The organism is Paenibacillus sp. FSL R5-0473, from assembly GCF_038004565.1.
Classification (GTDB): Bacteria; Bacillota; Bacilli; order Paenibacillales; family Paenibacillaceae; genus Paenibacillus; species Paenibacillus amylolyticus.
The window spans coordinates 2,770,706-2,793,768 of record NZ_JBBORL010000001.1; the positions used below are offsets into that span (position 1 = coordinate 2,770,706).

Genomic DNA, 23,063 nt, shown 5'->3' on the forward strand with positions numbered 1-23,063 from the left:
ATACGTTCATTTATTGATATAAACCATTTGAACTAAATCAGAAAAACCCCTTAATATAAGGGGTTTTCGTTTTATACGTATCGTATATTATTTCTGTTGATGTCTCAAAGAGATAAGCCATAGAGCCGATCAATCGCCTAGTTTCGCTAATGCTTCCTGTAGTTGCTCCAGTTGTTCAGACAGGGTTTCAATCAAGTTCTTCGTTTGGCTTGCCTTCTCCATTAAGATTTGCTCTTCAGAACTGTCTTCGGATACATTCCTGATTGGTGATGACTTCAATTCCGACAATTCGCTTTTGTATGTTTCTTGTTTCTCCAAAGCTATGCGCAGTTTTTCTTTCGTCGTACCAATCTGATGCTCCAGATATACGATGTCGGACGAGTTCGCTCCATCGGATACACGTTGTGAATAAGTCATGACTCACCTCTTTCAATTTCATCCATTGCTTTGCCAACAGTGTAGGGCTCAATATCGATATCCAGTTCCATGCCTAGAGCTAGTTTCGCCAGTTGACTCCCGATAAAAGGACCCATGGTCAGTCCAGAGGCTCCAAGTCCATTCGCGGTAATCAGACCTTGCCAGCCTGGAACAGCCCCCATTACTGGCAGAAAGCCAGGTGTGAACGGACGGAACCCAACTCTTACCTCCTGGAATGTGCTATTGGCTAGCCCCGGCGCCAGTTCCAGACCTTTATTCAAAACTTCCTGCATGCCCCCTGCAGTTACTCTTGTATCATAACCCTCCACATCATTTTCATGAGTGGCACCAATCACGATCTTCTGTTGATCAAAGGCCAGCAGATATTGATCAGAAGGTGGCATGATCACAGGCCAGCGGCCTGTATCCTCCCCATCCGTGACATGTAGATGCATAATTTGTGCCTTTTGATAATGCACTTTAAAGTGTATGCCGAGTGGCTTCAGCAGTTCGTTAGCCCATGCACCTGCACAGACAACGACTTCATCTGCCAGGAAACTCTGATCATTAACACTCACACCAATGACCCGATCCGCTTCGAATTGAAGCGTGGCGTCTCCATGGATCACTTCCGCTCCATTCCGCTGTGCAGACCGGATCAATGCATCGCGCAGCGCTCTTCCATCTATACGTGCAGCACCACTGATATGTACCGATTGATAACGTTCATCCAGTAGAGGAAAACGATCATGGGTTTCTTTGGCATCAAGAGGTGTAATGTCCCCAATCTCCGGTGCATCTGCTTTGCGAAGATGTGCCCGCTCTCCCATCTTGTTGATTTTATCCTCGTCCGTATGAATACTAAGCGCGCCCACTTGAGCATAACCGGTTTCCGTTTCTCCTTCGCCTTCAAGCTCCGCTATGATGCCAGGATAGAACCGCGCACCTGCCTTGGCGAGCTGATACCAGTCCTGATTGCGACGCTGTGACAGCCATGGACAGATGATACCGGCAGCTGCATCCGTTGCCTGTCCTATATCTTTTCGATCTACGATGATTACCTCTGCGCCATGTTTGGCTAATTGATAGGCTGTTGATGCCCCCAGAATACCCGATCCGACTACGATGACTTTCTTCATGTTTGCATCCCTTTCCTTAATCACTCATTCGTTATAGCGTATACCGTTTCGCATTCTGTTGGCAAGGCAGGCGTACTTTTAGATCCATAAATAGAGGCTGATCAGACTACAGTTCATACTCATTCATCCAATAAAGAATTGTTGAAGCATTTGTATGAAAACGTTTTATATATTGCCCGTCATTCAATTAAAATTATTCCATTTATGTAATATAATTCTTTCTAGGTTTCTTTTAACGCTGTAACCACGCCACTTACGCACATGATCCTTTAACGAAAAGAGGAATAACACGACGATGCCGAAACCTAGTATGGGGAATCCGCTGGATACCGATATGCCGCTCATGATTACAGGGCAAAACCAGTTGACCGTTGATGAATTGATGAATTGGAGCGACCATTCGCGGGATTACAGCATTGTACAGTGCATCGGAGGAACAGGGCGAATCGCAGCAAAGAATCATGAATTTTCGATCAAAAAAGGGACCGCTCTCATTTTGTTCCCGGAGGTAACCTACCGTTACCACAATCTGAGTGATTCATTACGATTTGATTGTCTGTCTTTCAATGGCTATTTATTGCCACGGTTCTTGCATACCTTGCAGATCGGGGAGCTGCGCGCCTTCAAGCCGGATGGAATGCTTCATATCCTGTTGCGTGAAATTACGTTGGCGCTGCAGTCCCGGCACAAGGATCAGATCTGGCACGTATCCGCATTACTGTACATGCTTTTGGTCAGATTAACCATTGAAGGTGAACGCTATAGTGCTTACGAACGTTCTGATGCCCGATTAAGATTGGATGAACTCATTACTTTTATCAAACAAAATTATCATCAGGATATTTCTCTCCCCATGTTGGCTGAACAGATGGACGTTACCGAGCAGCACCTCAATCGGATATTCAAAAAAGAATTTCAAATGACTCCATTGGAATATCTGATGCGATATCGGTTGTTGAAAGCCAAGGAAATGCTCATCGAAAATAACGCTACGACCGCTCATGAAATAGCCAAAGCCGTTGGTTTCAACAGTGCCAGTTACTTTGGATCAGTGTTCAAAAAATACGAAGGGATCTCCCCTATCGAGCTACGCAAGCAGTATCTGGATTAAAGCGCCTCCATATCGATCTCGGCCAGCGAGGATAACCGCAGTTCATGCATGGCGAATTCCAGACCACGCGTTACCTCGTTAGGTACGATGATACACCGAATACCTGCTGCATTGGCTGCCTTCAAGCCATTAGGTGAGTCTTCGAACACAATCGCTTCGGAAGCCTCGATCCCAAGACTCTGGAGAGCAAGAAGGTACAGTTCAGGTTCCGGTTTCACTCGCTTCACATCCTCGGATGTATGAACGACTGTGAAATAATCGAAAATGCCTAATTTCTGCAAGTAACCATGCACCCAGTCCCGTGTAGAGCTGGAAGCAACCGCAAGCTGAATCCCCTTCTCCCTCGCAGACTGAAGCAATTCATACACCCCTGGAAGAATGGAAGCCTGTCCCAAATAGACTTCGTATTTCTGTTCAGAGAGCAGTTTGATATGATCATGATCTATCTTTTTTTGGAGCGCTTGCTCCAGATACAGAAATGGATGAAACTCCTCAAAGGATGTCCCCACATTTTTCGACCATAGCTCCAGACCAAGTTCAACTCCGTGCTCTTCATAAATATCCCGAAACGCATAATACCAAGGTGTCTCTGTATCGACAATGAGTCCATCAAAATCAAATATAAATGCTTTTACCATGAACCTGTTCTCCCTCCAGTGATCGGCCAGGGGAGCGGATTAGAAACGTGCGGTCAAGTCCGGATGAGTAACGTTCACGGATAAAAAATGACACGTACAGCCCGTTCCAGTCGGCGACTGAACAACTAATCCAGCTCGAAGTTCCCCTTGTATCGGCATGCCGAAATAACGAATTAGTTTCCACTCATCCCCATCGGGTGAATAAAAGAATGATATGCAGCCCTCTACTTTGCGTATACGCAGATAGGGATTAGGTACGGAGACTTCCACCGAATTACAATCATCGGATGAACCATCACGTGTCACCACCGACACGATGGTAGGCGCTTTTCCATCATACTCAAAACAAATTTTGCACCAGTTACGATCATCCGCCATCACCATCAGGCAACCGGAATCATATTGATTTTTCATATCTACGGTTAATTGGGTTGTGATTTCGAAATCGCCAGGCACAGGCATGGACAAGAAAGGAGCAGTTGCACGAATGTGCTTCCCCGCAGGGTCCTGGAAAAAGTCGGTGTCCGCCTTCGCTTCCACCAGCACACCTCCCTGATCGGTATAGGACCAGATATCGGGCTCGTTCATCCAGCTCCATTGCTTCCGTGCTTCTGTTGTCATTATGTTAGTCATTTGTTAGTAGCCTCCCAAGTTAAAATATGTTCTAGAGGTAGTTCTATTTTTTTCTGTACTACATATTCGCTCCAGATACAGTAAACCCCTTTTTCTACATATTTTTGTAAGGTTCCAGCACTTGGGAGTGCTTTTGCGGATCTGGCAGGAAGAACATGATGACCATGAGTACGACATATAGACCAAGAATGACACTGAACAATAGTGTTGGATTGTGATGGTAGAGCAGGCCCGTCAGGTATCCGGATGGAATGGCTGTAAGCGTCATGACGGTCTGCACGGCCGAGAACATATCGGCTTTCTCATGCGTACCCAATCGGTTCATCAGCAGGGAATCCCGGTACGTCTGCAAAATGAAGTTACCCGCAGCGAGCACGATTAGCGTGAGAAACAACATCCCTATATTCCCCACAGGGATCAACAGAAACAGAATGGCTCCGGCCGTGCTAAGCACAATGGAAAAACCAACATACTTTTCTTCCGAACGCCGTTTCAGTCGCGGAATGATGACCAGATAGAGCAGCATGACGGTTACCGCAGTCACTACTGGGATAAACGAAATGACACGGTCATCAAACTTTAACTGTTCCTTGAAGAAAATGACCTGAAAGAAATTCAGTTGCAAGATCAGATTGGATAACACCGTGATCAGAATGATCGGAAAAAGTCTTCGTTTGTAGAACGATTTGCCGAACAGGCGCAGACTTGAACCCAAGCTCTGAAGCACGCGGGTTTTACTATGCAATCCCATAAGTTCCTTGCCGACCTCGGTCTCATCCGTGTATCGGTTACGAATGAAAAACATGGCGGTCATGAGGATGCCTCCAACAAAGTAAATACTGGCGAGTGTAGGCACAATACCATAATCAGCAATGACCACCCCGGCAATAGGCGTGAGTACACCAGCCCCTGTAATAATCATGTTGAGAATGGCAAATACCTTGGATCGTTTGTGTTCCTCCACATCCTCTATGATCAGACAGTTAAAGGCAACCGTTACAAACTTGGATGTAGCATTCAGTAAATAAGCGATCAGGAACAGCCAGAAGTTCTGGGAGAAGGCCCAGATGAACATGGGAACACTCCAGGCAAGCAGATCAAAGATCAGTGTTGTTCGTTTCCGGCCCAGCTTATTCGTAATGGAACCCGCAAACAATTGAAAGATAAAGGCAAAATAAAGATTCACCGAATTGATTAAACCGATTTCTATGTCCGAAAGTCCGGCTTCCTTCATATATAAAGGAGCGTAAAAGAGAACGATCGTGCCTGGAATGGCCCATACCGGTTCGAGTAAAATGGAGTAGCGTGGATTCTTCGGCAAATCTTGAAGCAATTTCAATCGATATCCCTTCCTTCTGCGGTTTTCACCGCTGCGAATTCCAACTTCTCGCAGCGGCAAACCCGCTAATGTCTACATGCTTATCGTACCTCTTATAGGATAAGAGCTGTTTTGACCGAGTTCATCGGCAACTTCTCTCCAGTATGCATGTCATAACCAATCGTTCCATTAAAGGCCTGTTCATAATCACTCAGCAGTTCCTTGGCTGTCACCATCTGTTCCAGTTCCGGGATGCTTTGGGCAAATTTCAGTGCCGTACTGATCATCGAGTGATTAGCAACTGCACCGATGATACTAATACCATCATTAATCACGGCTGTTGATTTGAACGTCACCTCATAGCTGTCGTCATATCCCATAGGAATAATTTTGCCGCCTTTGGCAATCAGCTCAAACCCTACATGAAGTTGGTTACCAACCGCGTCCACTACAATATCAAACTTTTTGTTATTATTGATCTCGTATACTTTATCCAGTGTCAGATCCTGAGGATAGAACACATGATCCGCGATCCCTGAAGCGAACTCTTTGCGGTATGGATCAACTTCCGTGCCTACAGTAAGCCTTGCCAATCGTTTGCTAACAAGCTGACACAGGGAACCGATTGCACCAGAACCGAGGACCAGTACGGAGTCACTTGGCTTAGTCCCTGCTTTCATGAACGTCTGAAGTACACATCCCAGTGGTTCGATCATCATGGCCGTTTCCCAACTCATGGAATCCGGAATGGCATAGATATACTTTTCGTCCCCAACAAAATATTCAGCAAAGGTTCCGTGTGTCGTCATCCCTACTTGATAGTCATCAAAATTCTCGCAGTAGATGAACAGACCCTCACGGCAGTATGAGCAGGTACCGCAAGATTGCGTGGGATCAACCAATACCCGATCACCGATCTTGAAACCACGAACGTCGTCGCCCACCTCAACCACTGTGCCTACGCCTTCATGACCAATGATCGTTCCTTTATTCGCCGGCACTTTGCCTTTGACAATATTCAGATCTGTCCCGCAGATGCCGGAACCATAGATTTTAATTTTTACCTGGTTTGGCTTTTGAATGGTTGGCTCCTCAATCTCCTGGTAAGTCACCTGTTTGAGATCCTGATATACGAGTGCTTTCATTGAATAATTCCTCCTAGTCGATTGTCGATTATGATCTATGGATTAAGCTTCAAACGTTTTCGAAAGTTGCATCGCATGAAGATGTTCCTGCTTCTGAATCTCTTTCCAGTCTGACAGGATCTGTAACAGCGCTTCCTCGACCCACAGCAATTCTTCCCGTGTATGGGCATCAGAGAAAATAAAGTAACCCTTGGTGAAAATGCCGAAGTGAGCCATTCTCTTCACCATGAACTCGCGGAAAGGGTCTGTCTGGAAGTTATCTTCAGCCAGGGATTGAATGCAGAAGCTTGCATACGTCCCTCTCACTTCCAATTGATCCGTCAATCCGAGTAATACAAGTTCAGATTCCAGACGATCCATGATCCGGGTTGCCGGATCACGCCAAGTCGGCCATACTTTCGCATTTTTCATTAATCGTTCACAGGCAATGGCTGCTGCGAGCGCTGTCGTTTCACTGGAATGGGCATTACTGAATCTGACCTGTCCTGACAAAGACATCAAGTGCTCAGGCCCCATAACCGCTGCGAGCGGTAAACCGTTGGCCATACCTTTAGAGATACAGAGCAGATCAGGCCAGATGTCATATTCTCCTGCTGTAGCCTGCTTGCCCATTCGAATACCGGAAGTTACCTCATCGAATATGATAATGATGTCCAGAGACCGACATAGGTTTACGGCTTGCTCCAGCGCGTCCTTTTTCCACTCGTTGGGGCATAGAACAATACATGCGATATCCTCGGGAGACGCGGTAATCTGGGCCTCAATTCGCTCCGTAGTAGGCTTGTTAACCCAGATCGTTGAACGCTCGATATCCACCGGTATGCCACGTTCTTTCGTATGGCCACCATAATAACCGTAGGCAGACCAGTCGTGCCACCCATGATAAGCTGTCGCAATAACCTTGCTTTTGCCACTAGCGGCACGGGCCAGACGCACGGCCCCACTCACTGCATCGGCACCACTCTTGGTGAAGCGCAGCGATGGATAACGCCCCTCGAACCGCTCCAGAATCAACTCGGCACATTCAAGCTCGATGTCGGCAGGTAAAGAAAAGCTTGTCCCTTTTTTCAACTGGTGAATGACGGTTAATTGGACTTCATGTCTGGCATGGCCCCATGGCGCCGTACCCATGGCCATTTCGCAATCCAGCCATTCATTCCCGTCGATATCTGTAAATCGGGAGTTATAAGCCTCTGCACAACATACGGGTGTATGGCCCGGAAATAAACGTTCAGGTGCTTTGGCTAAAGTGCTGCATCCGCTCGGAATTACCTTCTCGACTTGTTCCAACCACTCCAGATTACGGGTAAACCGTACGGCACGATCGAGCGTGCTCTCTTTTTCTTTCACCTTAAGTACCTCCCTGTTTATTTTCGTTGTGAGTGTATTACCGAACTTTGGTTCCAGGCCAGCATCCATCGTATATGCGATCCATTGTGATCACATTGCCATACAGATCAATGATCAGATCCTTGGCTCGATGAGCATGTCTCATCTCAATCCAGTAGCGGTTCTCCAGCAAACGGGCGAAATTGTCCACCAAAAACAGTAACCGGTTCTCACTATGAATCAATTCCTTGCCCAGTACCTGTGGCAGCCAGATGGCCCCGTTGGAATTAAAGCGGTTTGAATAGTCCCGTACTTCGGCTACATTTGCAAATTCGGCTTCCTCCAGCTTGTTCCAGAATGTATCGGCATCACTTCGAACCTCGGCAAGGTCAATCCCGACAATCGGCAGATGCTGGTATTCCTCCTGGCTTTCCAGCTGTGCTTTCAGATGACTGAAAACGAATGGCCACACATCAGCCTCGATTTGACCGCCCCACTTTTTCCAGAATCGTGCCAGATTGTTCTTCCGGTTGAAGTTGCGGTGAATGCCGCTGCTGCGTTCCCAGTGATATGCTTGAATATTCGGATTAATGACTGTATCGTATCCGGCAGCTCGTGCCCGCATCTGATAATCAAAGTCCTCGTATCCGTTAAAGAACTTCTCATCGAGGTTGCCGATGGTCTCATACACCTCCCGCTTCATGCCAAACATGGCAAACACCACCAGTTGAACAGAGAAGGTTTCTTTTGGGATATCATCAGGTGATGCGTTCAGGAACAGGTGTCGGCCGATGGTGTCCGCAAAAGCAATGCCGCAATGCTGCACGCCTCCTGTTTGCGGATACAACAGAACGCCCCCAATCATGCCAATCGTAATATCGCTATCCAGTGTCTCTTTCATCATCGGTTGCCAGTTCGGTTGAAGAATGGTGTCAGAATCCAGGAAGAAAATGTACTCTCCCTTGGCTAGACTCAGTGCGCTATTAATCGACACGGCGCAACCGAGTGGAAAATCATGCTGAAGAATCTCGATGGTCACACCTTCTCTTACTTCTTGCTTCAGTTTATCCAGATGTTGAAAGACTGCTGAGCCGGAACCATCGTTGATGAAAATAATCTGAGTGGATGGGCTTACCGTCCGGAGTAGCGAATCTGTGAACAGGTTCAAAATGTTATAGTCCTGGTTGACTGGCACAATAATGGTGTAAAGCATGGAATCCCTCCTGATTTGGGTTGATGGAATGAGTACATAAGCTGATTCGAACTGCACAATTGCTGGTGTTTCTGTCCGGCCCCCTCACTTGAATATTTTGTCTTTATTTGGTAATGATTTGAATCTACTAGAAATTTATATCATTTTTTGTAAACTGGAAATCTTAAATTCTGAACTCTGTTAATATTTGAATATGTGAGAAAATCAAGTTTTTGTAGCTTGCGCACTGAGAAACGCTGTTGTGAACGCAAAAAAACACCCTCAAAGAGTCTGTGTATCTAACGATACATTCGACTTTTTTTGGGGTGTTCGCTTGATGGAAATCTATTGATTCTCGCTGAATTAACCTTTAGCTATCGCTGCTTAAATCCATGATAAAACGTATCCACCACAAGCGCGGGGGCTGCTTTTCTCGCGATATGACCACTTACAACCTGCTGCCACGTCAGGAACATGATGGAATACAGCACATCGACAATCCAGGTTTTATCGAGATCGGAGCGGAAATAACCTTTCTGTTGTAACAGACCGACCGCATGGAGTACCGGTTCTCTTAGTTTCAGATCTGCTCCCTCAATCTCGGGATTATAGTTAATGGTGGTGTCATGAGCCAGAAAATAAATTTTGTCGCCTAATGGAATCAGCGCCTCGATCAGCTCAGGTATGTACTTTTCACAGTGCTCCTCATCCAGTTGGATTTCTTTCATGGTCTCACTGACCACCTCGATTGCGCGTAATCCGAGATATACCATGAGCTGTTCGCGGCTTTCCACGTATCGATGTAACGTAGCGATCCCGATTTTTGCAGATTCTGCAATCTCATTCATGGATGCATTCGGTTTTTCAATCAGCAATTTGGTGGCCTCGTCCAAAATGGAATGAAGCCTGGTTTGTTTGATTGTTGTCATTTCCTTTTTCATTGGTATTACACCTCTTGGCGAATTAGTCTACAATTGATCTAGTCATCCATCAAATGATTGGATGAGATTATAAAATTATAGCATACTTCCTCACGAGTAATACTAAAAGCCGCCATTTGGCGGCTCTTAGCATGGTTATCTTTCACGTTACTTACAGTTCGATGATTCTCGTTGCAATATTTGCACAAAATTCACGATCATGCTCTACAAAAAGCAGGGTTGGCGAGTATTCCAGCAATAAGTCTTCGATCTGCATACGTGAAATGACATCTACAAAGTTGAGTGGTTCATCCCAAATATGCAGATGAGCTTTTTCACTAAGACTTTTAGCAATGAGCACTTTCTTTTTTTGACCTGCGCTAAACGTTGAGATATCTTTCTCCAATTGCAGTCTGGAAAAATCCAACTTTCGAAGTATCGATTTAAACAGGCTTTCATCAACCCCCTGCGCGGCCGCATACTCAGATAAATGCCCTCCGAGATCGGACGTGTCCTGCGACACATACGAGATTTTAAGCTGATGATCCTTACGGAAAAGACCTGTATAAGGGATATCTTCACCACAGATCAGTTTAAGAATGCTTGATTTGCCAGATCCATTTTTACCGTACAGGGCAATACGATCCCCTTTTTCAACCGTGATACTGACATTCTTACACACCGTATTGGAGCCGTATGATATCGACACATGTTCCATTTCAACAAGTTCCTGCTTGTGAAAATCCAGCTGATGAATCTGTAAACGTTCTGCACTCTCGATGTTCTTGAGAAGTTTGGATTTCTCTTGAATCGCAGATTGCTGCCTTTGTTCGATATTTTTGGAACGTTTCATCATTTTGGCAGCCTTGTGCCCAATATATCCTTTATCCACCTTGGAGCCGGAATTTCTCGTACCATTTTTGGTCTTTTCAACTTCATGCGACCATCCATCGGTCCGTTTGGCTGAATCGGATAAACGCTTGATATCCTTTATTAATTTCTCATTACTCGCAAGTTCAAACTGATCTTGCCTTCTTTTATTTTCCCACCAAGCGGAGAAATTGCCTTTCTGAATCTCGATGTTACTTTTATTGATGGAAAGGATATGGTCCACGCTGTGATCCAGAAACGCCCGATCGTGAGATACCAAAATAAATCCACTCTTGCTGCCAAGATAATTACTGACGATTTGTCTTGCATGAAGATCAAGATGATTGGTAGGTTCATCAATGAGCAGAAATCGATTATCCTTCAGGAACAAAGCAGCCAGCATCACCTTTGTTTGTTCTCCGTTGGATAACGTATCAAAAGGCCGATACAACACATCTTCTGACACTTTCAACAGGTTAAACTCGCGCACAACTTGCCAGTGTAGATATTCAGAATGAATCTCGCCGATGACATCAACGGTCATGGCTCCCTTATTTTCTACCTGGAAAGGAAAGTATTCAAAGCTAACATTCGCAGAGATATGTCCGCTGTATTCATATTTACCAAGCAACAGATTGAGGAAAGTCGTTTTGCCTCTGCCGTTCCTTCCGGTAAAACCCAATTTCCAATCGGAGTCCAACTGAAAACTAACATTTTCAAATATATTATCGTAACTGCCTTCATAAGCAAAGGTCAGGTTGGTAACGTTGATTAAAGACATGCATATCATCCTTTTTATGTGAAATATAAAAGTAAACTGACGGGATTTCACCATAGAACATGGCATGGATTCCCTCACTTTAATATTTGAACATAATCAGAATTTAGATTCGCTTATACAATAAAGAAACCTGGCGATAAACCACTCAGCGCCAAGTAGATCTATGCATAGGAGGACAAAGTGTCGGATTCTGATTAGTCATATTGTGAACCATGCCACTTTTCATGTTTGTTGACAGGTCCACATAAACATCCACAACCTCTAATTCCGTCATCACTCCATCACCCCTTTGAAAACTCACAATTTATTACAGAAAACTTAACATGGAATACGACATGGGTCAAGGCGCCCTTCTCCCATGTTAGCGCGTAAAGATTAATATAGATATCCTAAAAAATCGAGTTCTCCTTCTTCCCATGGAAGGGTTCCAACTTCTTTAATCATTAACCCCTCCACCTTTTGAGTCCCAACTCCAACTGTGGTTAAGGTTTCATGATCAATTTTCAACCATTTGCATGTGTTGCTTACCGTTTTGAATCCATTTTTGTTATACAATTCCTCATGATCCGCAAATAAAAGGACAAAATCAACACGCACTTTGGCCATCCTTTCTACTTCGGAAATTAACAATGAAGCGATTCCCTGAGAGCGAATAGCCGGAGAAACACACAAATCGATTATCCCCAACACTCTTATGGGTTTTCCATTTAAATTCTCATCCTGTAATCAAGTCCTACATGCCCAACTAATTGGTTATCAGGGGTAAATGCTAACACTCTGCCCTGTGGTATTTGCTTAAAAAACAATCTGTCTTTTGGATAAACTTCCGGAAAACTGGCAACAAGTAATTCTTGAAGTAGAGTTGACCATTCTTCACTTAGATCCACATCATATGTTTTAATTAATTTCAGAAAAAACCCTCCTAAACCAAGTGATTCTGTCCTTTACTTTCGTTATCTACCTTACGGAAGGTAGGCATCCTCTACCTCAACTTTTCGTTCATTCCCCATCGCAATGTATCTTACGTTAATGACATTTCCTTTCTGAAAATGGGGAATATGTGTGATTGGAATATAAGTCTCTACAATTGTTGGGAAGGTGCGGCCGTCAACTTGGGTTACAGTCAGATCCAATCGCACGCCAGGCCTTCCATCCCTACTGGATGATGTCTGTACAATATCATGAATTATTGCTTCTGTTGGAATTCCGTCCATCAGAATGCTCTTGCGAAGGTGATGTTTCTCTTTATTGTTACGTAACAGTTTAAATGCCATAATCGTAGTGATTGTGCCTGTTATAAGCCCAAAGACAATAATAGCAACAATAATAATTAATGTGACGGTCATGATAACCTCCTTTTAGTTGAAACTTATGTTAACTACTTCTTGTTTAGATCTCTTTTTCCTGCCTATTCTCTCTGAATCGGAAAACCTCAAAGTCAAAAAAGCCGCCTTAAGGGCGGCTTCATGCTGTGTATGTTCAACTCAATCTACTTTCGCACCATACGATCGTACAAACAGAACAGCTTGTTCGCGATCCAAACGTACGCCTTTGATATCCAGTGATTTCAGATCGATGCCTTCCAGGTTAGCCCCTCTAAGATCGGCTCCTTGCAACTTGGCTCTGCTTAATACAACTCGGGTAAGATCACTGTCTCTCAAATCCGCTTTGGTGAAATCCGTGTCCGTAAAGTCAGCCTCAAAGAAACGAATTCCTCGCAGATCCTGTTTCCCCAAACGTGTATGTCTCAGATTTGTGTAGGACCAATCGCCGTGACTCAGGGTAATGCCATCCATTTGCGCACCAGAGAAGTCTGAGCCTGTCATCTTGCAAGAGCTGAATTTGGAAGCAAAGAGATTTGCACCACCGAAGGTGCAGTTTTCAAAAGCCGATTCCGTATGAATCGAACCATTCATGGAAGCCCCTTTGAAGTCACACTCGATAAAACGACAGTTACTCGTTTCGATTTCTTCCATAGAAGCGTTCATAAATGTACACTGCTTGAAAACACAACTTATGAGTTCTCCATAGCGTAGATCACGTCCCTCAAAATGTACTGCTTCATATTCCTGATCCTTATATTGATACACTGGTTACACCCCACATTGTATATTTCTCCGTCTTTCTTCATTAAAAGAACTTTTTATACTATACCACACCCCTGTCAAGTACCTGCTTAAACACCCGCAAAAGTCAAGTTACTTTTTTTATGAGAAAAATCTGAAAACTAAAAAAGAGACGCATAAAGCGCCCCTCCAGCTCACACTTTTAACTGTTCCAATGTGGGCTTATATATATGAAACTCTCCAGTTAGCTGTTTGTTCTATTCCTATCAGAAAACATTACACCAGTTTTTTGGACATCCTGTACAGGGATAACGAAGGTTTATTGATTTCCCCTACTCTCTGGTATCCCAAACGCTCGTAGAGTTTAATAGCTAGCAGATTTTCCTTTTTAACCGTAAGTGAAGATTTGGACAGACCTTGTGTTATAGCTTGCTCCTCAGCAAAATGAATGAGCTGTGTCCCTACACCAAGACCTCTGCTTTCAGGCAAGGTAGCCAATGTTCCGATGTGGTACTCGTCGTTCTCCGCTTCTTTTAATGTCACCATGGAGTAGAACTCTTTCCAGTGTTGGAGATTATACTTAATCAGGCTCCATTTACGAAGTTCAAACAGTTTGGAGAACGTTGGCAAAGCAAGTTTGTTCATTATAGTGGTCGGATAACACATGATCATGCCCAGCGTTTGGTTACCCATTTTAGCTTCATAAGCGTACTGGTGACTGAATCGATTCTGATTCGAACGCCATAACTTGTTAAATGTTTTTTCTATAACGCCTTTATCCTTGGTACCTGCAAGCGAATAGGCCATATATTCAAGTGCCATCTGATTTAGTTGCCCGCCGACTACTGATTGTGGACTGGCTTTTGTTATGGAAATCTTATTCATCGCTGTCACTCCTCTAGGTAGCTGAAATTGGATTAAAGCTTGGCAGCAGGTTGGTTAAATGATAACCCCTCAACGATCACATTCACCGTATCAATGGTTAATCCGGTCAGCTGTTCCACATGCAATCTCACATTGTTTTGCAATTCCCTGCAGACTTCATGCACTTTGGTTCCATAACAAATGACAACCTTTACATTTATCTCCAGTCTTGATTCTACCTTGCGGATATCTATGCCATTTTGCAGACTTTTCCCGCTCCACTTTTTGGTGACCCCTTCTATAAGTCCTGTCGACATGGAGGAAATCTCACTGGTGGTATTCGCGATCTTGCCGACAATTTTGGAGATCACATCATCCGATATTTGAATTTTTCCCAAAACATTTTGAATGGACATCCCATGTCCTCCTTTTTATACCTGTATTTTTGATAGATAATAATATCATTTAATATAAATATAAATCATGCGGTGTCCGATTTCAACTTTTGAATTCAGTCGTCCTCATTTCTACCTGTACATAGCAAAAAAACCGCGATCGTCGCGGTTTCTTCTTGGTCCATATTAAGGGAACTTCAATTGAATACGGACAGGAATGCGGGAGGATATCCCACTCTCTTTGCTACCTTCTTCTGCTGCCTCTGTTTCTTCTGCTTGCACGATCCACTGCCTGCCAATTAACGATTGTAGCAGTTCAATCTCTTGTGCGGTCAGACGAATATGCTTCAGTGACAGTTCATCTTGAACGTAATCCCGATCCACCTTACGGTCAAACCGGAAATCGAGCAATCGTTTCAACCCGTTAATATGCAAAAACTTGAACTCATAACCTTGACGTATCGCCTTTTCCCAATCGTCTCCGATATCAGCTGCTGTCTGTAGTCTTTCATCAAAATCCATCGCGGATTCCTTAACCAGAGGCAACAAACGGGAATAGTCTCGACGTTGTAAACATTCAATAATCACTTCTTTTGGTTCCCCACTTGTCAGAACATTCTCTACAAGAAGCCCTACAGGAATGGACAGCTGAGTTCGATTCATTGCTCGCCCTCCTCATTCCCGAGGTACTGATTGAACCAGGCATTCACCTGTTCGAAGCTATCGATACGTAATGAAGGTTTACCGCTTTTCAGCAAACTGTGGTTGGAGCCCGGATAACGAATCAGTTTGGTCTTTTTGCCGTAACGTTTTAGCGTAGTATATAATTCCTCCGCTTGCGCAATCGGTGTCCGATAGTCCTGCTCTCCGTGCATGATCAGAAGTGGCGTCTCAATGTGATGTGCATGGGCAAGAGGTGAACGGGACCACAGGAATTCAGCGTTTTCGGCCGGATTACCACCGATGACTCCCTCAACATAAGAAATTCCGATATCGCTCGTTCCATACATGGACAACCAGTTGGAGATGCATCGCTGAGTTACAGCCGCCTTGAATCGGTGGGTATGCGCTACAATCCAGTTGGTCATCACTCCGCCATAACTGCCACCCGCTACACCCAGACGTGATGCATCAAGGAAATCGTATGTAGCCAGGGCATAATCAACAGCTTCCATCAGATCCCGGTAATCCCCTCCGGCAAAGTCACCACGGCAAGCTCTGGCAAACTCCTGACCGTATCCCATACTTCCGCGAGGATTGATCCACAGCACAGCATAACCTTGCGCAACGAGTGTCTGCATCTCATGACTATATGTTCCCGTATACATTGCGTGGGGTCCACCATGAATCTGCAAAATCAGTGGCAGTTTCCCATTGGTGTCACGTATTGCCGGTGTGGCTAACCAACCTTGAAGCGGCCATCCATCGGAAGACTTAAACTCTACACGTAGAGGCACATTAACAGCTAATTCAGCCAAGAATTCATCATTTCTGCGGGTGAGTCTGAACATTTCACCACTGTCGATATCCACGCGATATAACTCTCCAGGGTGTTCATCCGTCAACGCAGCGATAACCAGCGACGTACCATCTGACGTTAAGGTATACTGATACACATCCTTTTCACCAGCGCCCGTAACGGATTGACACGCCCCATCTTCTTGAATACGGTACACGTCCACATTCCCGTTATGTGTTCCGAGTACATATACACCGCGTTCCGGATGATGGGCATCCGAGATAGGAGAAGGTGACGCACCTGCCGACTTCATATCTCCAAGCGCCGCGTTACCAATCTGCATATCTAATTGAGGTGCGATTGGCCTGGGTATACCTCGATGAACGGGAACAGCGTATAAGCTGTTGTGGCTCCCGCTTCCATACTCACGATCACTGGCGATCAGAATCAGCTGCTGCCCGTCGGACGAATAGGAGAATTGGCTTATCGCCAGACTGGAATCCGTCACTTTGAACAGATCACTTTCTCCCAATCGAATGCTGTATACATCGGTAAAGTAAAGCAGATCCGCATCAAGTTCCTCGTCCTCTACTTGCTTCGAAATGAAAGAAAGCTGCTTGCTATCTGGCGACCATGCCGGAGCACTGATATTCCATAGCCCGGAAGTCACCTGTGTGATCTCCCCGCTTTTGATCTCATATACAAACAACTGGCTGTATTGACCATCCCACCAGCCAGCCCCTTCCGCCTTCGGCGTTGTACGCTCGAAGACTTTACCTCGCAGTAAAGGTACAGACTCCTGTTGGACGTCTGCTTTCTTCTGTTGGTCCTCCGGTTGTACTTTGCTGGTAAACGCAATGTACTGCCCGTTCGGCGACCAGATATAACTCAATATTTTACATGCGGGAGATATCAGCATAACCGGCTCTTTTTGATCTGAATGGAGCGTCCATAATCCTTTGCCCCCATCTACTGAGCGAATGAATGTGAGCTGTGTGCCATCCGGCGACCAAGCAGGTGAGGAATCCTTTGTTCCATCCGAAAGTGCAATATCTTCATCACCATCGAGGGAAATCCCTCGAATTTGCGTGTTATATTCGTTTTTATCCTGATCTATGGTCTGTTCCACATAAGCCACTTGTCCGTTAGAACTGATCACCGGGTGACTTATCCAACGATAATGACGCAGATCCTCCGGCATAATTGGTCTTTGGTTCATATTGATGGCTCCCTTCTCCGTTTATTTATGGGTTGTCTCCGTACGTGGATCAAGCACATCACGCAGCCAATCTCCAAGGAAAATAACACCGAGTACGGTAAATGTAATGGCTAGTCCCGGGAATGTAGCGACCCACCAGCTTGTAGCAACGTATTGTCTGCCATCACTGAGCATCCCTCCCCAGGACACATCGGGTGGTTTGATACCCAGACCCAGGAAGCTGAGTGAAGCTTCCATAATAATTGTCGTGCCGACATTCATACCGCAGATGACGATAAAGGATGAAAGGATATTCGGCAGAATGTGTTTCAGAATCAATCTTCCATTCTTCGCGCCAATCGATCTGGCCGCATGAACAAAATCACGCTCTTTGATACTAAGAACCTCACTTCTTACCACACGGGTGAATGGAACCCAGTTCGTCACCCCGATGACAAAGATCAACGTTGTAATACCCGGGCCAACAATTGCCATCACAACAAGCATGAACAGAATAGTCGGAATCGCCATGAATGCATCACCTACACGCATGATTACGGCATCCACCCATTTCCCATAGAATCCGGATACCAGCCCCAGAATGGCGCCAATGATTCCTGACACAATTACGGCACCCATACCCACGATTAAGGAAACCCGGGCACCATATACAATGCGGCTCCACATGTCTCTACCCAGATTATCGGTACCCAGCCAGTATTCGGCCGTTCCGCCCTCAAGCCATGCTGGTGGTTTAAGTCGGTTAAGCGGATTAACCGCTGCCGGATCATGACTCGTCAATAGAGGTGCACCTATGGCAATTAACACAACCAACAATACAAGCACAGCACCAAACATTCCGGTCTTGCTGATGATCAGTTGTTGCCAGATATAACGAAATCCCGTTGGTGCACGCCCATTGTCTTGTTCCTGTTCTGTACCCGGAATTGGCATTTCATTGCTGCCTGTCATATGATTGCACCTCCTTTTAGTCGTATTTGATGCGCGGATCGAGTAGCCTGTAAGCTACATCCGTCAAGATGTTGATTACCACAACGATAAAGGCAATGACAAACACCGCTGCCTGTACAATCGCCATATCATGTGTGTTGACTGCAACGACCAGCAATTGACCCAGTCCAGGCCAGGAGAACACCGTTTCCGTAATCAAAGTGCCCCCTATCAGACTTGTAAACTGTAAACTCATAATTGTCACGACCGGTATCAATCCGTTCCGAAACGCATGTTTCACAATGACAACCATTCGGCCAAGCCCCTTGCTGCGAGCTGTTCGAATATAGTCCTGGTTGAGAATCTCCAGCATGCTGGAGCGAATCAGTCGGGTCATCTGCGCAGCCAGTCCAACGCCAAGCGTGAATGCAGGCAAGATCAGATGTGACAATCCTCCGCGACCGGATACCGGCAATACGCCCAGCATGACGGAGAACAAGAGGATAAGCATAATCCCCATCCAGAAGTTTGGCATCGCCTTACCAATGACGGATATTCCTGAAATAATGAGATCGGTAAACGTATTGCGTTTGACAGCTGAAATGACTCCAAGTGGCACAGCCATAAGTACAGCAAAAAACATGGCGGCTACAGCCAGTTCAAAGCTGGCAGGCAATCTCTCCAGCACAAGCTCTAGTGCAGGCTGATTGTAGCGAAAAGACTGACCAAAGTCTCCCTGTATCGCACTGCCCAGAAACTTCACGTATTGCGTATATAAAGGCTGGTCCAAACCAAGTGCCTGCGTCAAGACAGCACGATCTTCAGCGGTAGCCGTTTCAGGCAACATTAACGCAACCGGATCACCGGTGACTCGAACCAAAATGAACACAATTAATGAAACAATGAACAGCACCGGAATGATCTGCAGTAGTGACTTAAGTACGTATTTGCCCATTCCTTGTTCACCTCCCTTTTAAAAAAGAACGGCAGGAACATGGTTATCCAGTCCCTGCCGTTCACGGCCTATCTTTTCAATGACCGGTTGTTATACCCGATGTTACTGTGCAACAGGTGTAATCTCGTCAGCATAGAACATCTCGTCACTGCGCGGCGCGAAGTTCACTTTAGCATTTGTTCCGTAGACACCCTCCATTTGGTACAGATATACGGCTGGGCGTTCTTCAGAGAAGATCTGTTGTACTTGCTGATACTCTTTCTCACGAGATGCAGGGTCCATGTTCACCAATGCCGATTGAAGCAGTTTTTCTACTTCAGGATTGTTGTAATCCGACTCACCTTTTGCTTCTTCCAACATATAACGATTGTAGTTATTCGAAGCATCAAACAAGGAGTTACCAATACCAATCATAAAGATTTCTTTGAATGATTTTGAACTGTAACGTTCACTGAATGCACTTGCTTCCAGGACATCCAGGTTGATTTTGAATCCGGCTTGTTCCAGCATCGCTGCAACAACTTCAGCCTGTTCTTTGTACTGTGCGGAAACGGAGATGGTCATCTCGGCTTCACCTTCCGCATAGCCAGCTTCTTGCAGCAACTGTTTGGCTTTTTCTTGATCATAAAGTGACGTTTTGTACAATGAAGGATCAGCACCGAAGTTGCCTGGTGTTACGGATGTGCGGGTTACGATACCTGCTCCGCCGGCAATGCTGTCCACGATTCCTTGTTTGTCGATAGCCAGGTCAATCGCTTCACGTACTTTCGGATCAGCCGTGATGCTGCCTTCTGTCTGACGGAAAATCAACTGAAGTACACGTTGGATTGGCGCTTTGACAATCTTTTTATCTGCTTCGCCTTCAATCCGGGCAATGTCAGTGGACGGAATGGAAGACGCCACATCTACACCACCAGCAAGCAATTCGGATACACGTGTGGAGGCTTCAGGAATAACGCGGAATACCACTTCATTCCATTTTGGTTCACCGTCGAAGTAGTTCTCGTTTTTCACCAGTTCCACACGATCATCTTTGGTCCATTTACTGAACTTATAAGGGCCTGTGCCTACCGGTTGTTTCAGGAAAGCATCGAATCCTTTATCCGCAATATATTTTGCTGGCAGAATGCCTGCTCCCATTTTGGACAGACGATTCAGGAGCAACGGATCTGGACCATCCGTGATGATGTCTACGGTATAGTCATCCACCACTTTAACTTCTACGATATTTTTGAAATAACTGTTTTGTTTCAGTGTCTCGTCCTTGGCTACACGCTCCAGCGTGTATTTCACATCTGCTGAAGTGAATGGATCGCCATTGTGGAAGGTAACACCTTCACGCAGCTTAAATCTCCACGTTGTATCATCGACTTGATCCCATGATGTCGCAAGTCCCGCAACTTTTTTCTGTTCACTGTCATTTTTGATCAGATAATCAAAAACGTTGACCAGAACCGCCTCACTGGAAGTGTTGTTGTTGTTGTGCGGATCGAAACTCTCAATATCGGTTGCCGCAGCAACGGTCAGTGTTGTACTTGCGCTTCCACTGCCCGTTCCTTCTGTTGCGGAACCATCATTCGTGCTTGTCGATTTTCCTCCGCAAGCGCTGAGTACCATTACAACTGCCAGTAACGTGATCCACAAGCCTGTCCATTGTCTTTTTTTCATTGTGATTGCTCCCCCTCAGAAGTTGTATTCCGTGCCAAAAATTCAAGTGCTACTGCAGACAACATGCCCACACCATAAGGCATCGCTGTCTCATCGAGATCAAACATGGGATGGTGAAGTGGATAACGAGTACGTTCCTCATCATTCCCAGATCCTAGTCTGAAAAACACACCCGGAATCTGTTCACAATAAAACGCGAAATCCTCGCCCCCTGTGGAGGGTTTGATATAAGTCCATCCCTTCTCCGCATTAACCTGATCACAGGTCTCTGTTAGCAGGTCAACCATGCCGAGATCATTGACAACAACAGGGTATCCATCGCCGTACACGACTTCGCATCCTGCTCCAAAAGAATCGCAGACCCCTTTAACTACCTGCTCGATCAAAGCTGGCATCCGTTCACGAATGGCAGGTGATAGTGTACGAACCGTACCGATCATCTCCACTTCGGGGGCGATGGCTGTTCCCATATAACCTCCAGTAATTTTGCCAATCGTGACCACAGCCGGTTCAAGTGGATCGACCATGCGACTGACGATATTTTGCAATGCGGTGATGACCTGAGCAGATACCGCGATTGCATCAATACCCTCATGCGGACGAGCTGCGTGGCCTCCCTTGCCAAACACGTTGATAATCAAGGGATCAGCTGATGCAAATGCCACGCCTTGACTCACACCCAAGGTTCCCGTGTTCTGTCCAGGTGTCATGTGTAATCCTGCGATGGCATCAACCTTTGGATTCTCCAGAACACCGTCCTGGATCATGGCTCTTGCACCTGCAAGTCCCTCTTCTGCTGGCTGGAAAATGAATTTAATATTGCCTGATTTCGGTCTTCCAAGGCCAGTAAGCAGTTGGGCGGCTCCCATCAGGATAGAGGTGTGAGCGTCATGTCCACACAGATGCGCTTTGCCTTCCACTTGCGAGCGGTATTCCACCGCTTTTTGATCCTGGATTGGCAGAGCATCCATGTCTGCGCGCAAGGCAAAGGTTGGTCCATCGCTCTCTCCGCGAAGCAGGCCTGTAACCCCGGTCTGTCCGACATTGCGTGTAACTTCCAACCCCAGGCTTTCCAGATGCTCAGCTACGATAGCGGATGTGCGATGCTCCTCATAACCGATCTCCGGTTGCTGATGTAAATCTCTGCGCCAAGCGCTTAACTGGGCTTGTAGTGGCTGAGCCAGCTGTATTAGTTCTGAACGATTCATTCGCTGTCATTCCCTTCATTTTTGTCCGATTCAGAAACCAAACGGGCATAGATTGCATCCGCCGAGAATTCGATATGCCTTTTCATCGTCTCCTTAGACTTGATGCTATCATGGGCTTTCAATGCTTCAAGAATCTCCATATGTACACCGTGGTTGACGGTACGGATCCGGTCATCATAAGGCATCAAGTCGAGCGCCGGATTAATTTTCGTCCGAATCTGTCTGACGGCTCTCTCGCAGTATGGATTCCCCGAAGCCTTGGCGATGGTCAGATGAAATTTCACATCCAGCGCCCTGAACCATTCCCTTGTGCAGTCTGGCTCTATACTTTGTTCCATGTAACCCTCAAGCAGCTCCAGTTCGCCTGCGGTGATCCGCTCAGCAGCGAGAAAAGCTCCCTCTGGCTCGATGATGGTTCGAAATTCAAACACCTTCAGCATCTGTGACCAATCCCGTTTAATTTCTTCTCTGGTCCGTTTATGCGAATTGGCTGTCAGAGGCAGTACAAATGTTCCGCCTTTGGCACCCACCCTTTTCTCTATCAAGCCTTTCTCTTCCAATGAAGAGAGTGCCTCGCGAACGGTAATCCGGCTTACGTTAAAAATCTCTGCCAGATCTCGCTCGGCTGGAAGCTGTTCTTCACTCATTAATTCTTTCAGAATAATGGCTTCTTCCAGTTGTTCCCTAATGAATTCACTAACCTTTTTGGTGGATACTTTCTCAAAACGAAATGAAAACGTACTGGACATCTAAACACTCCGATCTGTATATGGTCTAGACCTTATACCATTAATATAATTCCGACT

General features: G+C 45.7%; 23 protein-coding genes. 1 reads left to right on the plus strand and 22 read right to left on the minus strand.

From position 1 onward, the window contains the following. Positions 1-129 precede the first annotated feature (129 nt). Complete coding sequence (locus tag MKY28_RS12040) at positions 130-417, minus strand: hypothetical protein (RefSeq protein WP_076249416.1); 288 nt, start codon at positions 415-417, stop codon at positions 130-132. Further along, positions 414-1,556 carry an NAD(P)/FAD-dependent oxidoreductase gene (locus MKY28_RS12045; protein WP_076249417.1) on the minus strand — a complete coding sequence of 381 codons (1,143 nt, stop codon included), beginning with the start codon at positions 1,554-1,556 and terminating at the stop codon, positions 414-416. The genes MKY28_RS12040 and MKY28_RS12045 overlap by 4 nt, the downstream gene beginning before the upstream one ends. A gap of 295 nt (positions 1,557-1,851) precedes the next feature. On the opposite strand from MKY28_RS12045, the gene MKY28_RS12050 reads away from it, so the two are divergent. Further along, positions 1,852-2,667, plus strand: coding sequence for an AraC family transcriptional regulator (locus MKY28_RS12050; protein ID WP_076249418.1), 816 nt, complete (start codon positions 1,852-1,854; stop codon positions 2,665-2,667). Here the strand turns inward: MKY28_RS12050 and MKY28_RS12055 are convergent. The 20 genes from MKY28_RS12055 to MKY28_RS12150 form a co-directional block, all read right to left on the minus strand. Further along, on the minus strand, positions 2,664-3,305 hold the full coding sequence (locus MKY28_RS12055) for an HAD family hydrolase (protein ID WP_076249419.1): 642 nt from the start codon (positions 3,303-3,305) through the stop codon (positions 2,664-2,666). The genes MKY28_RS12050 and MKY28_RS12055 overlap by 4 nt on opposite strands. A 39-nt stretch (positions 3,306-3,344) precedes the next feature. Then, positions 3,345-3,938 (minus strand): DUF1349 domain-containing protein, encoded by a 594-nt coding sequence (locus MKY28_RS12060; protein WP_340936057.1) that lies wholly within the window; start codon positions 3,936-3,938, stop codon positions 3,345-3,347. A 94-nt stretch (positions 3,939-4,032) separates the two neighbouring features. Then, on the minus strand, positions 4,033-5,277 hold the full coding sequence (locus MKY28_RS12065) for an MFS transporter (RefSeq protein WP_051449724.1): 1,245 nt from the start codon (positions 5,275-5,277) through the stop codon (positions 4,033-4,035). Between the two features lie 92 nt (positions 5,278-5,369). Beyond that, positions 5,370-6,401, minus strand: a complete 1,032-nt coding sequence (locus tag MKY28_RS12070) for a zinc-dependent alcohol dehydrogenase (RefSeq protein ID WP_036608226.1) — start codon at positions 6,399-6,401, stop codon at positions 5,370-5,372. Positions 6,402-6,443: 42 nt separating this feature from the next. Beyond that, positions 6,444-7,751: an aminotransferase class III-fold pyridoxal phosphate-dependent enzyme gene (locus tag MKY28_RS12075; protein ID WP_076249420.1), complete on the minus strand. Its 1,308-nt coding sequence runs from the start codon at positions 7,749-7,751 to the stop codon at positions 6,444-6,446. Positions 7,752-7,788: 37 nt separating this feature from the next. Next, complete coding sequence (locus MKY28_RS12080; RefSeq protein ID WP_076249421.1) at positions 7,789-8,943, minus strand: glycosyltransferase family 2 protein; 1,155 nt, start codon at positions 8,941-8,943, stop codon at positions 7,789-7,791. Between the two features lie 353 nt (positions 8,944-9,296). Continuing rightward, complete coding sequence (locus tag MKY28_RS12085) at positions 9,297-9,863, minus strand: TetR/AcrR family transcriptional regulator (RefSeq protein ID WP_036608234.1); 567 nt, start codon at positions 9,861-9,863, stop codon at positions 9,297-9,299. Between the two features lie 151 nt (positions 9,864-10,014). Beyond that, a complete protein-coding gene (locus tag MKY28_RS12090; RefSeq protein ID WP_340936058.1) occupies positions 10,015-11,493 on the minus strand; it encodes an Lsa family ABC-F type ribosomal protection protein in 1,479 nt (492 codons plus the stop codon). A gap of 375 nt (positions 11,494-11,868) precedes the next feature. Then, positions 11,869-12,180 (minus strand): GNAT family N-acetyltransferase, encoded by a 312-nt coding sequence (locus MKY28_RS12095; protein WP_256719955.1) that lies wholly within the window; start codon positions 12,178-12,180, stop codon positions 11,869-11,871. Positions 12,181-12,455: 275 nt separating this feature from the next. Further along, complete coding sequence (locus MKY28_RS12100) at positions 12,456-12,839, minus strand: hypothetical protein (RefSeq protein WP_036608246.1); 384 nt, start codon at positions 12,837-12,839, stop codon at positions 12,456-12,458. 138 nt (positions 12,840-12,977) lie between these two features. Then, positions 12,978-13,583, minus strand: a complete 606-nt coding sequence (locus MKY28_RS12105) for a pentapeptide repeat-containing protein (RefSeq protein WP_047842838.1) — start codon at positions 13,581-13,583, stop codon at positions 12,978-12,980. A 252-nt stretch (positions 13,584-13,835) separates the two neighbouring features. Next, entirely contained in the window at positions 13,836-14,444 is a 609-nt protein-coding gene (locus MKY28_RS12110; protein WP_076317975.1) for a GNAT family N-acetyltransferase, read from the minus strand. A 32-nt stretch (positions 14,445-14,476) separates the two neighbouring features. After that, on the minus strand, positions 14,477-14,839 hold the full coding sequence (locus MKY28_RS12115; protein WP_076317976.1) for an Asp23/Gls24 family envelope stress response protein: 363 nt from the start codon (positions 14,837-14,839) through the stop codon (positions 14,477-14,479). A gap of 165 nt (positions 14,840-15,004) precedes the next feature. Beyond that, positions 15,005-15,481, minus strand: coding sequence for a hypothetical protein (locus MKY28_RS12120; protein WP_076317977.1), 477 nt, complete (start codon positions 15,479-15,481; stop codon positions 15,005-15,007). After that, entirely contained in the window at positions 15,478-17,496 is a 2,019-nt protein-coding gene (locus MKY28_RS12125) for a S9 family peptidase (RefSeq protein WP_076317978.1), read from the minus strand. Before MKY28_RS12125 ends, MKY28_RS12120 begins: the two co-directional genes overlap by 4 nt. A gap of 21 nt (positions 17,497-17,517) precedes the next feature. After that, on the minus strand, positions 17,518-18,447 hold the full coding sequence (locus tag MKY28_RS12130; RefSeq protein WP_017688653.1) for an ABC transporter permease: 930 nt from the start codon (positions 18,445-18,447) through the stop codon (positions 17,518-17,520). A gap of 16 nt (positions 18,448-18,463) precedes the next feature. Next, entirely contained in the window at positions 18,464-19,381 is a 918-nt protein-coding gene (locus MKY28_RS12135; protein WP_017688654.1) for an ABC transporter permease, read from the minus strand. Positions 19,382-19,483: 102 nt separating this feature from the next. Next, entirely contained in the window at positions 19,484-21,049 is a 1,566-nt protein-coding gene (locus tag MKY28_RS12140; protein ID WP_036608267.1) for an ABC transporter substrate-binding protein, read from the minus strand. Further along, a complete protein-coding gene (locus MKY28_RS12145; RefSeq protein WP_340936059.1) occupies positions 21,046-22,257 on the minus strand; it encodes a M20 metallopeptidase family protein in 1,212 nt (403 codons plus the stop codon). Before MKY28_RS12145 ends, MKY28_RS12140 begins: the two co-directional genes overlap by 4 nt. Then, positions 22,254-23,006, minus strand: coding sequence for a FadR/GntR family transcriptional regulator (locus MKY28_RS12150; protein ID WP_036608273.1), 753 nt, complete (start codon positions 23,004-23,006; stop codon positions 22,254-22,256). Before MKY28_RS12150 ends, MKY28_RS12145 begins: the two co-directional genes overlap by 4 nt. Between the last annotated feature and the right edge of the window lie 57 nt (positions 23,007-23,063).

Excerpts from the sequence above, each read along its gene's own strand:
- MKY28_RS12070 (WP_036608226.1), bottom strand. The coding sequence starts at position 6,401 with ATGAAAGCACTCGTATATCAGGATCTCAAACAGGTGACTTACCAGGAG.
- MKY28_RS12090 (WP_340936058.1), bottom strand. The coding sequence starts at position 11,493 with ATGTCTTTAATCAACGTTACCAACCTGACCTTTGCTTATGAAGGCAGT.
- MKY28_RS12110 (WP_076317975.1), bottom strand. The coding sequence starts at position 14,444 with ATGAATAAGATTTCCATAACAAAAGCCAGTCCACAATCAGTAGTCGGC.
- MKY28_RS12050 (WP_076249418.1), top strand. The coding sequence starts at position 1,852 with ATGCCGAAACCTAGTATGGGGAATCCGCTGGATACCGATATGCCGCTC.
- MKY28_RS12080 (WP_076249421.1), bottom strand. The coding sequence starts at position 8,943 with ATGCTTTACACCATTATTGTGCCAGTCAACCAGGACTATAACATTTTG.
- MKY28_RS12125 (WP_076317978.1), bottom strand. The coding sequence starts at position 17,496 with ATGAACCAAAGACCAATTATGCCGGAGGATCTGCGTCATTATCGTTGG.
- MKY28_RS12115 (WP_076317976.1), bottom strand. The coding sequence starts at position 14,839 with ATGTCCATTCAAAATGTTTTGGGAAAAATTCAAATATCGGATGATGTG.
- MKY28_RS12055 (WP_076249419.1), bottom strand. The coding sequence starts at position 3,305 with ATGGTAAAAGCATTTATATTTGATTTTGATGGACTCATTGTCGATACA.
- MKY28_RS12040 (WP_076249416.1), bottom strand. The coding sequence starts at position 417 with ATGACTTATTCACAACGTGTATCCGATGGAGCGAACTCGTCCGACATC.
- MKY28_RS12140 (WP_036608267.1), bottom strand. The coding sequence starts at position 21,049 with ATGAAAAAAAGACAATGGACAGGCTTGTGGATCACGTTACTGGCAGTT.
- MKY28_RS12085 (WP_036608234.1), bottom strand. The coding sequence starts at position 9,863 with ATGAAAAAGGAAATGACAACAATCAAACAAACCAGGCTTCATTCCATT.
- MKY28_RS12145 (WP_340936059.1), bottom strand. The coding sequence starts at position 22,257 with ATGAATCGTTCAGAACTAATACAGCTGGCTCAGCCACTACAAGCCCAG.
- MKY28_RS12130 (WP_017688653.1), bottom strand. The coding sequence starts at position 18,447 with ATGACAGGCAGCAATGAAATGCCAATTCCGGGTACAGAACAGGAACAA.
- MKY28_RS12060 (WP_340936057.1), bottom strand. The coding sequence starts at position 3,938 with ATGACTAACATAATGACAACAGAAGCACGGAAGCAATGGAGCTGGATG.
- MKY28_RS12100 (WP_036608246.1), bottom strand. The coding sequence starts at position 12,839 with ATGACCGTCACATTAATTATTATTGTTGCTATTATTGTCTTTGGGCTT.
- MKY28_RS12045 (WP_076249417.1), bottom strand. The coding sequence starts at position 1,556 with ATGAAGAAAGTCATCGTAGTCGGATCGGGTATTCTGGGGGCATCAACA.
- MKY28_RS12150 (WP_036608273.1), bottom strand. The coding sequence starts at position 23,006 with ATGTCCAGTACGTTTTCATTTCGTTTTGAGAAAGTATCCACCAAAAAG.
- MKY28_RS12135 (WP_017688654.1), bottom strand. The coding sequence starts at position 19,381 with ATGGGCAAATACGTACTTAAGTCACTACTGCAGATCATTCCGGTGCTG.
- MKY28_RS12120 (WP_076317977.1), bottom strand. The coding sequence starts at position 15,481 with ATGAATCGAACTCAGCTGTCCATTCCTGTAGGGCTTCTTGTAGAGAAT.